Source organism: Pseudoalteromonas sp. NEC-BIFX-2020_015, assembly GCF_012952265.1.
Lineage (GTDB): Bacteria > Pseudomonadota > Gammaproteobacteria > Enterobacterales > Alteromonadaceae > Pseudoalteromonas > Pseudoalteromonas neustonica.
The window spans coordinates 26,207-40,500 of sequence record NZ_JABCJL010000001.1 but is presented as its reverse complement, the minus strand read 5'-3'; the positions used below and the strand labels follow the sequence as shown (position 1 = coordinate 40,500).

11 protein-coding genes are annotated in these 14,294 nt (G+C 39.5%); 6 read left to right on the top strand and 5 right to left on the bottom strand.

Annotation, left to right across the window (positions count from 1 at the left end; translation table 11 throughout):
• Positions 1–314 precede the first annotated feature (314 nt).
• The 6 genes from HH219_RS00175 (at position 315) to HH219_RS00150 (ending at position 7,595) form a co-directional block, all read left to right on the top strand.
• Positions 315–965 (top strand): PilZ domain-containing protein, encoded by a 651-nt coding sequence (locus tag HH219_RS00175; protein ID WP_169326282.1) that lies wholly within the window; start codon positions 315–317, stop codon positions 963–965.
• 68 nt (positions 966–1,033) lie between these two features.
• A complete protein-coding gene (locus HH219_RS00170) occupies positions 1,034–2,089 on the top strand; it encodes an agmatine deiminase family protein (RefSeq protein ID WP_169326281.1) in 1,056 nt (351 codons plus the stop codon).
• Positions 2,086–2,979 (top strand): carbon-nitrogen hydrolase, encoded by an 894-nt coding sequence (locus HH219_RS00165; RefSeq protein WP_169326280.1) that lies wholly within the window; start codon positions 2,086–2,088, stop codon positions 2,977–2,979. Before HH219_RS00170 ends, HH219_RS00165 begins: the two co-directional genes overlap by 4 nt.
• Positions 2,980–3,016: 37 nt before the next feature.
• Positions 3,017–6,490, top strand: a complete 3,474-nt coding sequence (gene mfd, locus HH219_RS00160) for a transcription-repair coupling factor (protein ID WP_169326279.1) — start codon at positions 3,017–3,019, stop codon at positions 6,488–6,490.
• Entirely contained in the window at positions 6,490–7,326 is an 837-nt protein-coding gene (locus HH219_RS00155) for a peptidoglycan binding protein CsiV (RefSeq protein ID WP_169326278.1), read from the top strand. Before mfd ends, HH219_RS00155 begins: the two co-directional genes overlap by 1 nt.
• A 17-nt stretch (positions 7,327–7,343) precedes the next feature.
• Positions 7,344–7,595 carry a DUF3862 domain-containing protein gene (locus HH219_RS00150; RefSeq protein WP_169326277.1) on the top strand — a complete coding sequence of 84 codons (252 nt, stop codon included), beginning with the start codon at positions 7,344–7,346 and terminating at the stop codon, positions 7,593–7,595.
• A gap of 1,398 nt (positions 7,596–8,993) precedes the next feature.
• Here HH219_RS00150 and HH219_RS00145 read toward each other — a convergent pair.
• The 5 genes from HH219_RS00145 to HH219_RS00125 are packed head-to-tail and all read right to left on the bottom strand — an operon-like array spanning position 8,994 to position 14,285.
• Entirely contained in the window at positions 8,994–9,686 is a 693-nt protein-coding gene (locus HH219_RS00145; RefSeq protein ID WP_249118411.1) for a VpsP family polysaccharide biosynthesis protein, read from the bottom strand.
• Positions 9,676–10,407, bottom strand: coding sequence for a CpsB/CapC family capsule biosynthesis tyrosine phosphatase (locus HH219_RS00140; RefSeq protein ID WP_169326275.1), 732 nt, complete (start codon positions 10,405–10,407; stop codon positions 9,676–9,678). Before HH219_RS00140 ends, HH219_RS00145 begins: the two co-directional genes overlap by 11 nt.
• A gap of 1 nt (position 10,408) precedes the next feature.
• Positions 10,409–12,580: a polysaccharide biosynthesis tyrosine autokinase gene (locus HH219_RS00135; protein WP_169326274.1), complete on the bottom strand. Its 2,172-nt coding sequence runs from the start codon at positions 12,578–12,580 to the stop codon at positions 10,409–10,411.
• Positions 12,580–13,095, bottom strand: coding sequence for a polysaccharide biosynthesis/export family protein (locus tag HH219_RS00130; RefSeq protein WP_169326273.1), 516 nt, complete (start codon positions 13,093–13,095; stop codon positions 12,580–12,582). The genes HH219_RS00135 and HH219_RS00130 overlap by 1 nt, the downstream gene beginning before the upstream one ends.
• Positions 13,096–13,103: 8 nt before the next feature.
• The gene (locus HH219_RS00125; RefSeq protein ID WP_169326272.1) at positions 13,104–14,285 is read right to left on the bottom strand and encodes an outer membrane beta-barrel protein; all 1,182 of its coding nucleotides are present in this window, start codon (positions 14,283–14,285) and stop codon (positions 13,104–13,106) included.
• Positions 14,286–14,294 lie beyond the last annotated feature (9 nt).

The window sequence follows — 14,294 nt, the reverse complement described above, 5'->3', positions numbered from 1 at the left end:
ATTTCTTCTCGCGGGCGCTACTATACCCAAACCACCTCAAAATGCGAGCGTCGTTGGAATTAAAAGCGATTTAGGCAAGGCATTGATTGTAAATAATAGTGGTTCTATTGTTAAAATCAATAACGCAGTATAAATCGCTTTTAAACCAACCCGTTGGGCGTTTCACAGGCACTTACTATCAGCGTTGTTACTTCTTAAAAGGGATGGCCATTCTTGCAAAGTAACGCCTTGATAATAAGCCCCTGTGAAACGCTGAATTCTGTATCTTGAGGTGGCTTGGGTATATAATAGTTCGTGCGTCGAGGAGCCTTAATATGAACAATGAAAAACTAACTGAGTTTGAGCAATATTTTCAAATTGATGAAAGTAACCGTGTAAATCTATTTGCAGTTGACCCTCATGCGGTTCCTAAAACTCTCGCACAACTCGAAGCTGATATTCCCCCATTATTTAAGCTTGCCAATGAAGTCAGTGAATTAGAGTTAAGTTCATTACGGCCACTGCGTAACTTAGGCGATATAGCACAAGAACTTGCCGTATTTTTACAAGCACAATCGCGTAAAATAGACCTAATAATGAGCCATATATTGGCATCAGAACAGCCCGAAGATAATACAATGTACTGCGATAGTTATGGCGGTGGCGGTGTTAAATTCACCTCAGATAACGTGTATTCATTAGGTCACACATTTCGCACAAAATTGTTTTTACAGCATGAAGCATCTGCCGTTTATTGTTATACCGAAGTCGTTGCGATTGAAAAGCAAGATGACGATCAATATCAATATACGCTGCTATTTATTGCCATTCGTGATTCAGATCAAGAACTCGTTGTTCGCGCTACTTTACATGCACAAACGCGACAGCTCAAAAAACGCCAACAACAGCAAGCGCTCGATACGCCTTTAGATGGATCATTCCAAAACGATAAAAGCACAAACACACCAACAAAACCTGAACATTAACCATGAAAAAGCTGACTTCTTCGGCCGAAATGCTAAACTAGCAACACCTTTGTTTGTTTATTAAATCCATGAACTTTAGACTTTTACCCGAATGGGCCGAGCAAGACGCTGTCATGCTAACATGGCCTCATCAAGCCACTGATTGGCGTGATAATTTAACCGCTGTTGAGCCCGTATATGTACAGCTTTGCCAACATATATGTAACGCTCAACAGTTAGTGATCGTCGCGCACGATGACACACTTAAAACACATATAACGCAATTATTGCTTACCAATGATGTTGATTTAAGTCGCGTGCATTTTGTAGTGACTCCATGTAATGATACATGGGCACGCGATCATGGACCTTTGACCTGCGCATCGCTTGATAACCCCGCAGAACTAACAATAAACGACTTCACGTTTAATGGCTGGGGTAACAAGTTTGAAAGCACATTGGATAATCAAATTAATGCCGTGCTTGTCAAACAACTCGCTCATCCCAATAATCAATATCAAGCCATTGATCTAGTACTTGAAGGTGGGGGTATTGAAATAAATGAACACGGTACATTGCTCACCACACGCGAGTGTTTACTCAACCAAAATCGTAACCCGTCACTGAGCACTGATGATATTGAGCACGTTTTACGTACTCAGCTGGGTGCAAACGACTTTTTATGGGTAGACCATGGTTACTTAGCCGGTGATGACACCGACAGTCACATTGATACTCTCGTGCGCTTTGCACCTAACAATACCCTTGTCTATGTAAAATGTGACGACAACAATGACGAGCATTACAGCGCCCTCGATGCGATGGAAAAACAGCTTAAAAGCTTTACAACTCACACAGGCAAGCCATACACATTAATTGATTTGCCATGGCCTAAAGCTGTATTTAACGCTGACAATGATAGGCTCCCTGCAACCTATGCGAATTATTTAATCATTAACAATGCCGTGCTTGTACCGACGTATAATGACAGCAAAGACGCATTAGCCCTTGAACGTATACAAAGCGCCTACCCTAGTCATAAAATTATTGGTGTGAATTGTTTACCGATCATTGCCCAATTTGGCAGTTTACATTGTATTACCATGCAATTACCGCGTGGATTTTTAGCCGGAGGCCCTAAGTGAATAGCCCTGATAAGTTAACGGTTGCCCTAGTGCAACAAACAAATAGTGATAATGCCGACGAAAACATGGCAAAATCAATCGCAGGGATTCGCGATGCCGTAAGCCAAGGCGCGCAATTAGTGGTGCTTCAAGAACTCCATCGCAGTCTTTATTTTTGCCAAACTGAAGACGTTGATGTATTTGATTTAGCTGAAACAATACCTGGCCCTAGCAGTAATACTTTAGGCCAACTTGCTAAAGAACTTGGCATTGTTATTGTCGCGTCACTTTTTGAAAAACGTGCAACAGGGCTTTATCATAATACAGCCGTCGTAATTGAAAAAGACGGCACTATTGCGGGCAAATACCGTAAAATGCACATTCCTGACGACCCAGGCTTTTACGAAAAATTTTACTTCACACCAGGTGATCTTGGTTTTGAACCAATTCAAACCTCGGTTGGTAAACTTGGCGTGTTAGTATGTTGGGATCAATGGTTTCCTGAAGCCGCACGCTTAATGGCTATGGCCGGTGCTGAGCTACTAATTTACCCAACAGCTATTGGCTGGGATCCACGTGATGACAAAGGCGAACAAGCTCGCCAAAAAGATGCTTGGGTGATCTCTCAACGTGCGCATGCCGTAGCAAACGGGGTTCCTGTGATCAGTTGTAATCGTGTTGGCCATGAAAATGACCCGAGTGCTCAAAGTAACGGTATTCAATTTTGGGGGAATTCATTTATTGCGGGCCCTCAAGGTGAGCTACTCTCTGAGGCTAATACAACTGATGAGCAAATTTTAGTAATCGAACTTGATCAAAAACGCTCAGAAAACGTAAGACGTATATGGCCGTATTTACGGGATCGTCGAATCGATCATTACCAAGACTTAACTAGAATCTATCGCGACTAAAATAGTGACCTTGCGAGGTCAAATAAAGGAGTAATAAATGGCGTTTGCGCAATGGGCAGCCTTGCCTTGGGTAAAATCTCAAAAAGATAAAATTCAATGGGGGCAACTCACCGGTAGCGGATTAAGTATTGCTATCGCTCAAGGGGTTCAGCAACAAGACGGTTTGGTATTAATCGTCACACCTGACACGCCCAGTGCCTTGCGTTTAGAAACTGAATTAGAGTACTTATTACCAAATCATCCGGTCATGGTGTTTCCTGATTGGGAAACTCTTCCTTATGATCATTTTTCGCCACACCAAGATATTATCTCAGCGCGCCTAGCAACATTAAATACGCTCAAAAAAGAACAACAAAGTGTATTAATTGTGCCGGTTTCAACCCTAATGCTACGCACTGCTCCTGCATCATTTATTTATGGCTCCACTATAAACTTTAAAGTGGGTGATATTTTAGATACCCATAGCTTGCGCAATAACTTAGAGCAAGCTGGTTATTTACATGTGCAACAAGTAATGGAACACGGTGAGTATGCAATTCGAGGCTCTATTGTTGATTTATACCCAATGGGCAGCCCGCATCCTTTTAGGCTTGACTTTTTTGATGATGAGCTTGATTCAATTCGCTTATTTGACGTTGAAAGCCAACGCTCTGACGATAAAGTAGAAAAAATAGAGTTACTGCCTGCCCATGAGTTTCCAACAAACGAAGCTGATATAGAACGTTTTCGTATTAATTACCGCTCAAAATTTGGAGCTAGCTCTGAGCAAGACTCAGTTTATATGCAAGTCACTAAAGGAAACTGGCCGGCAGGTATTGAATATTACATGCCGCTATTTTTTGATCAATTAGCCACTATTTTTGAATACCTCCCTGATACAACGACGGTAATGCAATTAGGGGATGTTGAACATGCCGCGGATAATTTTTGGCATGACGTAAATGTCCGATATGAAAACCGTCGTGTTGATCCGCTGCGCCCACTACTTGAACCTGTCAGCTTATATCAACCCATTAATGAGCTGTTTTCAAATTTAGGTAACTTTGCCCGCATTAAACTCTCGCAGGCTAAGCTACCTACCAAAGCGGGTAATAAAAACTTAGCCACATTAGAACTCCCTGCAATCCGTATTGACCATAAGCTACATGAGCCCTATCACGCATTTATTGACTACGTCAGTACACAGAAAAAACAAAAAGGCCGTGTTTTACTGTCTGTTGAATCGGATGGTCGCCGTGAGTCATTACTGGCAATACTAAAACCGAGTGGATTAAAGTTAAAAGAATTTAATACGTTTGATGAATTTACAGCAAGTAACAGTGATGTTGGCTTAATTGTAAGCCCACTTGAACAAAGTGTTGTGCTAAGCAGTAAACCACCGCTGACTATTATTACTGAACAAGAATTACTCGGCATAAAAGTATCGCAACGACGTCGTCGAAAGCATAAATACGAAGCAAGCCAAGATGCGCTAATACGTAATTTAGCTGAGTTAAAAGTAGGCCAGCCTATTGTTCACCTTGATCATGGTGTTGGCCGCTACCAAGGGCTACAAACCATTGACGCCGCAGGTCTAGTCACTGAATTTGTCACTATCACCTACTCGGGTGAAGCAAAACTCTACGTCCCAGTGTCAGCACTGCATATGCTAAGCCGCTACTCTGGTGGTGAAGAAGCAAGCGCCCCGCTTCATAAACTTGGATCTGATGCATGGGACAAAGCTAAAAAGCGTGCAGCTGAAAAAGTGCGTGATGTTGCAGCTGAGCTATTAGATATTTATGCGCAGCGCCAAGCTAAGCCAGGAAATGCATTCACTCTTGATGGCGCAGCTTATCGTGCGTTTAGTGATGGCTTCCCGTTTGAAGAAACAGACGATCAGCGCAGTGCCATTGAAGCGGTGCTCGGTGATATGCAAAGTAAACAAGCGATGGATCGACTAGTATGTGGCGATGTTGGCTTTGGTAAAACCGAAGTCGCTATGAGGGCTGCATTTGTCGCTATTAATGATGATAAGCAAGTCGCGGTGCTTGTACCGACCACTTTACTTGCCCAACAGCATTATGAAAATTTTAAAGACCGTTTCGCTGATTTTCCAATTGAAGTGGGCGTTTTGTCTCGCTTTAATTCTCCAAAGGAACAAAAAGACACACTCGAAAGAATGGCCAATGGCAAGCTAGATATCGTGATTGGAACGCATAAACTGATCCAACAAGATATCATTTTTAAAGATTTAGGCTTATTAATTGTTGATGAAGAGCATCGCTTTGGTGTTCGCCAAAAAGAAAAAATTAAATCACTACGTGCTGATGTAGATATATTAACGCTGACGGCCACTCCAATTCCCAGAACATTAAATATGGCCATGAGTGGTATGCGAGACTTATCAATTATCGCCACACCACCTGCTAAACGCCTTGCGGTTAAAACTTTTGTGCGCCAACGCGACGCCGAATTGATACGCGAAGCCATACTACGAGAGATTAAACGCGGTGGCCAAGTTTACTTTTTACACAATAACGTAGATACCATCGACCGCGTTGCTGAAGAGATCAGCGAATGGGTACCAGAGGCAAGTGTTGCCTCTGCTCATGGGCAAATGCGCGAACGTGATTTAGAGCAATTGATGAGTGAATTTTATCATCAAAAATATAACGTGCTCGTGTGTACGACCATTATTGAAACCGGCATTGATATCCCGACCGCAAACACGATTATTATGGATCGTGCTGATAAACTTGGCTTAGCGCAGCTTCACCAATTGCGCGGTCGCGTTGGACGTAGCCATCATCAAGCATACGCTTATTTACTAACAGGTAACCCTAAAGCGCTGTCTAAAGATGCTGTAAAGCGCCTAGAAGCCATTGAGTCACTAGAAGATTTAGGCGCAGGTTTTGCGCTGGCAACTCACGATTTAGAGATCCGCGGCGCGGGTGAGCTACTTGGCGATGATCAATCAGGGCAAATGCACACCATTGGTTTTAACCTATACATGGAAATGCTTGAGCAAGCCGTCAAGTCACTGCGTGATGGCAAAGAGCCAACGCTTGATAACTTATTACAACAACAAAGCGAAGTGGATTTAAAATTAGCAGCACTGTTACCTGATGATTATATTCACGATGTAAATGCACGATTGGGCATGTACAAACGCGTTGCCAGCTGTGCTAATGTGGATGATATGGATGAATTACAGGTTGAATTAATTGACCGTTTTGGTTTATTGCCTGATGCGGCTAAAAACTTATTCAGCCTTCAACAACTTAAGCTAAAAGCCAGCGAACTGGGAATTAAAAAAATTGAGGCAAACCCTAAAGGAGGTTATTTTGAGTTCAGCCAAGATACAAAGGTTAATCCTAGCTTCATTATAGGTTTGATACAAAGTGCGCCTAAGGTGTACAAAATGGATGGCGCAAATAAATTGCGTTTTGCGATCAATGAGGCAAGTGCCCGTGAGCGTTTAAAAATGGTCACTGCAATGATTGCAGATTTCTCTAAAAAGGTTAGCCATTAATGTTGTTTAAAAAGTCCCTATTATTGTTGTGTTGTGTATTTAGTAGCACTGCATTTGCTGAACGCTGGTTTGAAGTGGAAGTGCTGATTTTTAAGCAACGCCCTGCCCCCTACATGCAAGAAGATTTCAGCTTAGATAAAGACCCGATAAAAAAATCTAATAATCTTGATTTACTGACACCTATTTATGAAGAGCAAGCCAAACAAGATTGTATTAATGGTGATAGTCGTTTTAACTCAGCCTCTTTTACTGATTCATTAATAAGCGTTAGTCGTTCAAACTTGTGTGATGAGAGTATTGATTACCTAAGTAGCTACAACGTACTACCTTTAAGCCCTTTAGCGCCTGTAAGAGATGACATGGAGCAAACGTACCTGTTAGCGCCTGAACAATTAAAATTCATACCCCAACAGCAATCACTTGTTCGTAACGGATTGAAACCGCTATTGCATACGGGCTGGCGTTTTAAAGGTGCAAGTAAATCACGATCTGAACACATTTCGTTATTTGGCGGGCAACTGATACCAGCCCCCTATATAGCTAAAACAGCGAACTACCAAAGTGATGATTTTATTAATCAAGTTAGCTTCAATTCTTCATTACCTACCACAGAAGAAAAAGCCAGCGATAGCTGGGAGCTAGAAGGGGTTTTCAATATTTACCTTCGTCATTATCTTTTCATTAACGCAAATTTTGACATCAATGAAGCATTACCAACAGGCGATATTCAGCGTGCTCGTTTTTCACAATTTAAGCGTGTAATTAGCAATGAAGTTCATTATTTTGACCACCCGAAAATGGGAATGATAGTACAAATTAGAAAGTTCAAACACTAAATAAAGGAAGTTAAAAAATGAAAAAATTATTAATAGTTGCTGCCATTTTAACGTTGTCGGCTTGTTCAAAAATCAATTTAGAAAATTACGAAAAAATTGAAATTGGTATGAGTAAAACTGACGTTGAAGCAATATTGGGTGCAGCTGAAAAATGTGTTGAAAAAACGCTACACACTAACTGCACATGGGGCGGTGGTGATAAAAAGATTGAGATCACTTTAGTCTCTGATCGCGTCTCGTTATATAGTAAAACAGGTCTAGAAAAATAATAGCCTCACCAGATGGTAACTGATCACCATCTGGTTTTTTAGTGCTATACCCAAGGAGTAAGTCCTACCACCAATATACTAGATAATCACGCTTTGGGTTTTGTGATAAATTATTAACCGAAAACGCGACTAACAACATAATCAATTCCCAAATAACACAGGGCTAATGACAGTAATGTAAGCGACTAACAAAGAGCAACAGCCAATTACTCTTTCGCCAGATAAATGGTTACATGAGCTCGCCTAATTAAAATGTTCCTTGAGCGCGATGCTTACACTGGCGCGTTATTTTTGTTTTGCAATAAAGCGAAAGAAAGACACAAATTAACGAATTACTTCAAGCCTATAACGTGAAGCTCCCAAAGAATACAGCAAAAAAATCGGAGAAAAAGCCTGACACGATTGAAGTGTTCAATGAAACAGAAGAAATCATTGATGAACACGACAAAGTACTATTGGCAATATAGTTTTTAGTAAAAAAGGGAAAACCAAACCTAATCGCCACCCAGTCATCCCTGTACAAGTTACCACGAGTTAAGGTTGTTGTTTACCTCGATGAAGGTGACAAGGTGTGATTGCTGCCACTATGAGCGATTAGATATTGAAAATATAGTAAAAACTGAGATGGCCAACGATTTGGTGGTGCATGAATATATTTTTACTTACTTGGTAAACCTTACAGAGCAGCCTGATAATTTTGAGCCTTTGTTACCTTGGTAGCACTCCCGCAGATAGGTGTCGTTGGCTATACGCTTACATTGTACTGTATATTTTGATGGTGACTTCTAACATTTACGCCGCTTCGCCACATGTCATTGTCTGTGGGGCGGGGCAACAGCAGATTTGCATTTCTTTATTATAATGAAAGTCTTCTTAGGTAAATAATAGTGGCTTGCCTTTACCGCCTTTTAGTCGCCGTTTTTCTTGCTCTGTTTCCCTTTTTGTTTACGTGAGGTCTTCACTCTCTTTAAACAACTGGTTTCGTTTTCTAAATTAGTTATCAGCAATGTTGGTAATCAAACTCACTGTGCACCTCGCTTCGCTTTTAAACCCACTATCTGCCTTGAATTTGATAAGATGTTTATCTACCTGTTTTTCTGTATTGAATTTAATTCTTTTGCCAATAGCAATTTAATTGCTTTGCTATTGGCAAAATACTCGCACAGATATCAAAGTACCTAAAGGATACATCTCGTCGATGCTGATAATAAAGCCACCTCAAGATGCAGTTTCAGTTGGCGTTTCTCAGGCGCTTACTCTCATTTTTGTTACTTCTTAGAAGGGACTGCCATTATTGCAAAGTAACGCCTTGATATTAAACACCTGTGAAACGCTGAAGTCTGCATCTTGGGGTGGTTTGGGTATAACAACAGTTGGTAAGATACTCGACTATTTAAATTACTCACAAAAACGTAATTTAAGCGCTTTAATATTTGCTTCTTCAACATACTGTGATTTGTATAATAATAAGCACACCATTTGAAGCTTGTTATATTTTTTCGCTAACGCTAACTGCTCTTTTAATCTATATTCTTTTAAAAAACTATCATGCACAACTAAAATATATGAACGCTTATCTTCATTGCTCAAATAATCCCAATTAGCTAAATATATTTTACTGACAGTAAACATAACATGCTGCGTGTAACGTCCTGTAGCTCGCGATTTAGCAACATAAGATCTTGTTTTTTCGTTCATCCCATATAAATATGCATTTAAACGTGCTAGATCTGTCCATGTCTCAGACCAGTATGGTCGAGTTTTAGTTGCGGCTAAATACAACGAACCGACATCACTATAACGTGATTTTTTTTCAGCACCAACAATAATCCCCCAGTGCAATACCCTGCCCTGCGTATGAATATAATGGTTATGCTCAGGATGGAAGTTAACGGCTTTTTCAATTGCTTCTTTTGCTTGCTGATAACTTTCAATAGTTAACGACGCCCTGTCGTCATTCCAACGCTCTAAAAGCGCATTTGTTTGAAAATAATAAGTACTGGCAATACCCCATCTAAATGCAATCACAATTAAATATAGACATAAGCAAGCAGTTATAAGTTTCAAAATTAAAAATAGGCTAACTTTCATCAAAAATGGTCTGTGTTAATTTTTGCGGTGTTGTTTTAAACAACATATCTGCTTTTTCCAAACCGTATTCTTTAGTAATAACAGCATAGGCATCTGATAAAACAGGTGGACGACGACTAATATTGTGCGCGTCACTGGCAATTACATCTACTTTATCTTGAGCAAGTAAAGAAAGAGCAAATGATTTCACCTTGTTACCAAATTCGCCAGTAACACTCCCTGCGGTTACCTGTGTGAGGCAACCCAAGCGTAAATATGGCGTCAATAATGAGGGACTTTTTAATAGTTCTCTATTTCTTTCTGGATGTGCTATTAAGGGTTTATAGCCTTTGTTAAATAGCCATTTAACAAAGTTTTCAGACCCTGGAGGGATATGGCTATGAGGAAACTCTAGTAGTATGACCTTTAATCCGTCAACAATACCTAAACAAGGAATTTCACCGCGCATTAATTTAGGCATATGCTCAATATCAAGTCTAAGCTCACAACTAGCAGCAACATTAATGGTCAAAGAGTGGTCTTTAATAATTCTTTTCAGGGTATTTAAACCAGCATAAATAGTATCGTGATCATTTTCAAATCGGCCACAATGAATATGGGGAGTGGCAACAATATGTGTAGTGCCATCCTTTTGGGCTAAGCGAAGAAGAGACAAAGCCTCAACTTCATCTCTCGCACCATCATCAATCCCCGGTATTATGTGGCTATGAATATCAAACATACTATGACGTCTTATCTCCATACGAGTAATAATCATAGTACCCGTGATAGCCTTGTGATTTAGACACCTTATCTGTATCTACATGGTTCAAAACAACGCCAGCTAGTTTTGCCTTATCTTGCAATAATCGACCTATCCCATTTTTAACCATAGAGATATGCGTATCATCGCTTTTAACCACATAAATTACACTATCAGCACTTTTAGAAATCATTAACGAATCGCTCACTGCTTGCACTGGTGCTGTATCTATTATGATTCTGTCGTAGCGATTTTTAAGTGACTCAATTACTTGATTAAATTTATTGCTCGATAAAAGTTCAAGTGGATTTGGCGGCAACTGACCACACGGCATAACATCTATACCACTTTGCTCATCTTGATATAAGCAATTTTCTAGTTTCTCTGTGCCGACGATAAAATTTGACAGTCCAGGATGGTATGCTGGTATATCAAAACGTTTACAGATACTTGGTTTACGCATATCGGCATCAATGAGTAACACATTTTCTATCTGACCCAAAGAGAATGCTAAATTGATTGATGTGGTTGTCTTACCTTCACCTGGTATAGATGATGTAACTTCTATAACCTTATTATTATCTGCATCCATTTGCGATAAAACAACACCAGTTCTGAGGGTTCTAACAGCTTCTGAAAACTGTTTTTGCTCTTTATCAAAAAAAGCTCGCACATCAAGCTCACCACTTTTAGAAAGTGGGATCATACCTAACATACGCATTGAAAGTTTACTTTCAATGTCAGCAGGGCTTTTTATTGTGTCATCAAGCATTTCAAATAAAATTACAAGACCTACAAAAAACATTAAGCTGATAACAAATGACGCAGCAACAATAAGCTTACGATTTGGTTTAACTGGGTAAAGGCTTGCATCAGCCATGCCCGTAAATCGTGCGGGGCTTGCTTTATAATCACTAGTCGCCTCCGTTTCACGTGAGCGTTCTAAAAATGTATTATAAAGGTTTCGGTTGGTATCTAACTCTATTTTAAGGGCTGTGTATTGCGTATCAAGTTTGGTGATTTCACTGTACTTATTACGGATTTCAGCAAGCTCAGCACGGTATCTATTAACACGCTGGGCTGCTGTGTATGATTCTTTTTTTATACCCGATATCAAAGACTTAATTTGCGAATTAACTTGCTCAACGCGCATTTCTAATTCTTCTGTAGCAGCAATCATGCGAGGGTGTTTTGGACCATATTTTTTACCTAACTCTGCAAACTTAAGTTGTGCACTTTCAAGTTCTGCTCGTCCTTTCGATATCGAACTATGGCTTATAATTTCAGGTAAGGACTTAAGGCTTTCAAAATCAGATTGGCCCATTTTATTAATAAGATCTAAAATACTATCTACTTTATTTTTATCACTTTCAGCAATGGATAACGTTTCTTGGGTTTTTTCAAGTTCGTTATCTATTCTTACTACAGCACTTTCTATATCAACGATATTGTTTTTTTGTCTAAAGCTTTCAAAAGCAATCTCGGAGCGTTCAAGTTCTGACGTTAAACCTGCCATTTTTTCACTCATCCAAGCACTTGCTTTACGCGTAATCCCCATTTTAGCTTCTAATTGAGTTTCAATATAAACCTCCCCGATCGCATTAGCTACTGCGGCGGCTAGCTTTCTATCAGCAGCTTGATAAGTGATATGAACTAACTGCGTCCCTCTAACTGGTCTAACTGATAAACGCTGTCTGAAATCGCTAACTAACTGTGCCATTTTATATTCATGCTCTAGCGCAGCGTCTTTCCCTTTAGTGCCAACAAGGGAATATATGTATGTTTTTATACCTGACAAAACACCAACTTCACCTTTAAATTCAGGGTGTTCAATCAAGTTGAGCTTATCAATAACCGCTTCTGCAATATATTTTGACTGTAAGATCTCAAATTGTGTGCTGTAAAACTCGCGCTTAGTATTATTAAATCCATACATCTCATCAACCGACATCATACTCTTTTGTTCTGGCTCTATAAGTAGAGTCGCCGTTGATTCGTAAGTTGGTTTTATTTGCATAACAACAAATGCAGTCAATACAGAAATAAGCAGTGAAATAAACACAAGTCGCCATTTGTATTCCATACATGCATATACATAACGTTTGTAGTCGAGAGTATTACTTTTTTCTAAAAATGTATTTCGAGTATCCATTAAAAAAACCTCTGCTCAACTGTTAACGTATCACCTGCATGAACAATTGAATCCAATGTTGCATCTATTTGTCTTGATTTGTTTTTTTCTTTAAATAAAAATATTTTTTCTTTTGATGCACGTTCTGTAAAGCCACCTGCAATCGCAATAGCTTGATTAACAGTCATACCTGGTTGATATGCATAGCTACCTGGCATGCGCACTTCACCATGGATAAAGAAAGGGCGGTACTGAATTACGTTGACATAGACAGTAGGTTCAATTAAATAATCACCCTTAAGGCCCACATATATTTTTTGTTGTAAGCTTTTTTCTGTAAGGCCACTTACTTTAATTTCACCTAAAAACGGATAGTTTAATTTTCCTGAACGTCCTATTTTTGTTTCTAAAGAAAGATCATCTTCTCCGTAAACCTTAATTTGTATTATATCGCCAGTATCCAATAAATATTTTGTCTCATCAGCGAACACTGAAATAGAAAAAAAGAGAGCTAAATAAAAGCAAAAAAACTTCATGTTTATCCTTACATTGAAACTTTAAAATTTAAACCTATGAGTGTTTTGTCGTATTTGAATTGTGTTAAATTCGAATCTTTATCTTGTAATGTGCCATATGCACTAACCTCGAGCCATCGAGCAGTACTGTGCACTAGTGCTAAGACAAGTTCTTGAGAATCATCTTCGCGTGTAACACCTTCATAGTCATCATTTGTGAAGCTATATACAACGTTAGTGCCAAACCTCTCACTCCAAGCATGCTCCCAGCCAACAGAAATACCTTTTTGATCAATGTAATCACCAAATGCATCCGGATCAACAGCACCCGCTTCAGACGTTAACACAAAAGTTGAATAGGTAAGCGGAGACCACTGTGCCTCTATCAACCAACTCAAACCATTAAAGTCAGAGCGCTCTGCAGCTTTAAATGACTTGCTCTGGTAACCAATTTTAGCAACACCTGTTGTTAAAGCTGTAGCTTCCCAACGAAGTCCGATACGAACTTCAGAAACATCTGAATCACGAGATACTCCGCTAGCATCAATAATATCGTAGCGAATATCAGTATGGGTTGCATCAATAGATAAATCTGTTAGACCACTTAAAGAGTATAAAAACTCACCACCAAAAAGCAGTTCATCGACATCCCTGTATCGCGTTAATAATCGGTTATTTGTATAACGTGTGTCAGCGTAATTTGCTAAAACAGCAAAACGAGAAGTATCTACGCCACCGATTTCATATCGAACATCGGCATTTTGCTCTCTGAAGTTACTCGCTTCTTCGAGTAATTCATCAAAACCTTCTGTAAGACCACTGCCTCGTTGCTCTGTATCAAAGTCGAATGAGTAACTAAAATCAAAACGATTGCGAGCAGATGGCTCTAGATGTATCGATGTAGCTAGACCACCGTCAAAATAATTATCATTAGAACTTGATAAATATGTACCACTTTCAATATAGGCACCTATCGAATACTCATCTAGTGCGTCAATCATTTCAAAATTAACTGATGGTTTTACAACAAGTTTTGTACTAGAGGTTTTACCAGCTGAGCGATTGAAAATATTATTATCATATTCAAATTTAGACTCAAGCAAAGGTGTTATATCCACTCCCGACTCAGTTTGAATTGAAGCAGGTTCTATAGCATATATAGACGAAGAGAAACTTGCGGCTAATGCCAATGCTAGCGTACTAATTTTCATATGAAGTCC

Excerpts from the sequence above, each read along its gene's own strand:
- HH219_RS00135 (WP_169326274.1), bottom strand. The coding sequence starts at position 12,580 with ATGGATACTCGAAATACATTTTTAGAAAAAAGTAATACTCTCGACTAC.
- mfd (WP_169326279.1), top strand. The coding sequence starts at position 3,017 with ATGGCGTTTGCGCAATGGGCAGCCTTGCCTTGGGTAAAATCTCAAAAA.
- HH219_RS00170 (WP_169326281.1), top strand. The coding sequence starts at position 1,034 with ATGAACTTTAGACTTTTACCCGAATGGGCCGAGCAAGACGCTGTCATG.
- HH219_RS00150 (WP_169326277.1), top strand. The coding sequence starts at position 7,344 with ATGAAAAAATTATTAATAGTTGCTGCCATTTTAACGTTGTCGGCTTGT.
- HH219_RS00175 (WP_169326282.1), top strand. The coding sequence starts at position 315 with ATGAACAATGAAAAACTAACTGAGTTTGAGCAATATTTTCAAATTGAT.
- HH219_RS00155 (WP_169326278.1), top strand. The coding sequence starts at position 6,490 with ATGTTGTTTAAAAAGTCCCTATTATTGTTGTGTTGTGTATTTAGTAGC.
- HH219_RS00145 (WP_249118411.1), bottom strand. The coding sequence starts at position 9,686 with ATGAAAGTTAGCCTATTTTTAATTTTGAAACTTATAACTGCTTGCTTA.
- HH219_RS00130 (WP_169326273.1), bottom strand. The coding sequence starts at position 13,095 with ATGAAGTTTTTTTGCTTTTATTTAGCTCTCTTTTTTTCTATTTCAGTG.
- HH219_RS00125 (WP_169326272.1), bottom strand. The coding sequence starts at position 14,285 with ATGAAAATTAGTACGCTAGCATTGGCATTAGCCGCAAGTTTCTCTTCG.
- HH219_RS00140 (WP_169326275.1), bottom strand. The coding sequence starts at position 10,407 with ATGTTTGATATTCATAGCCACATAATACCGGGGATTGATGATGGTGCG.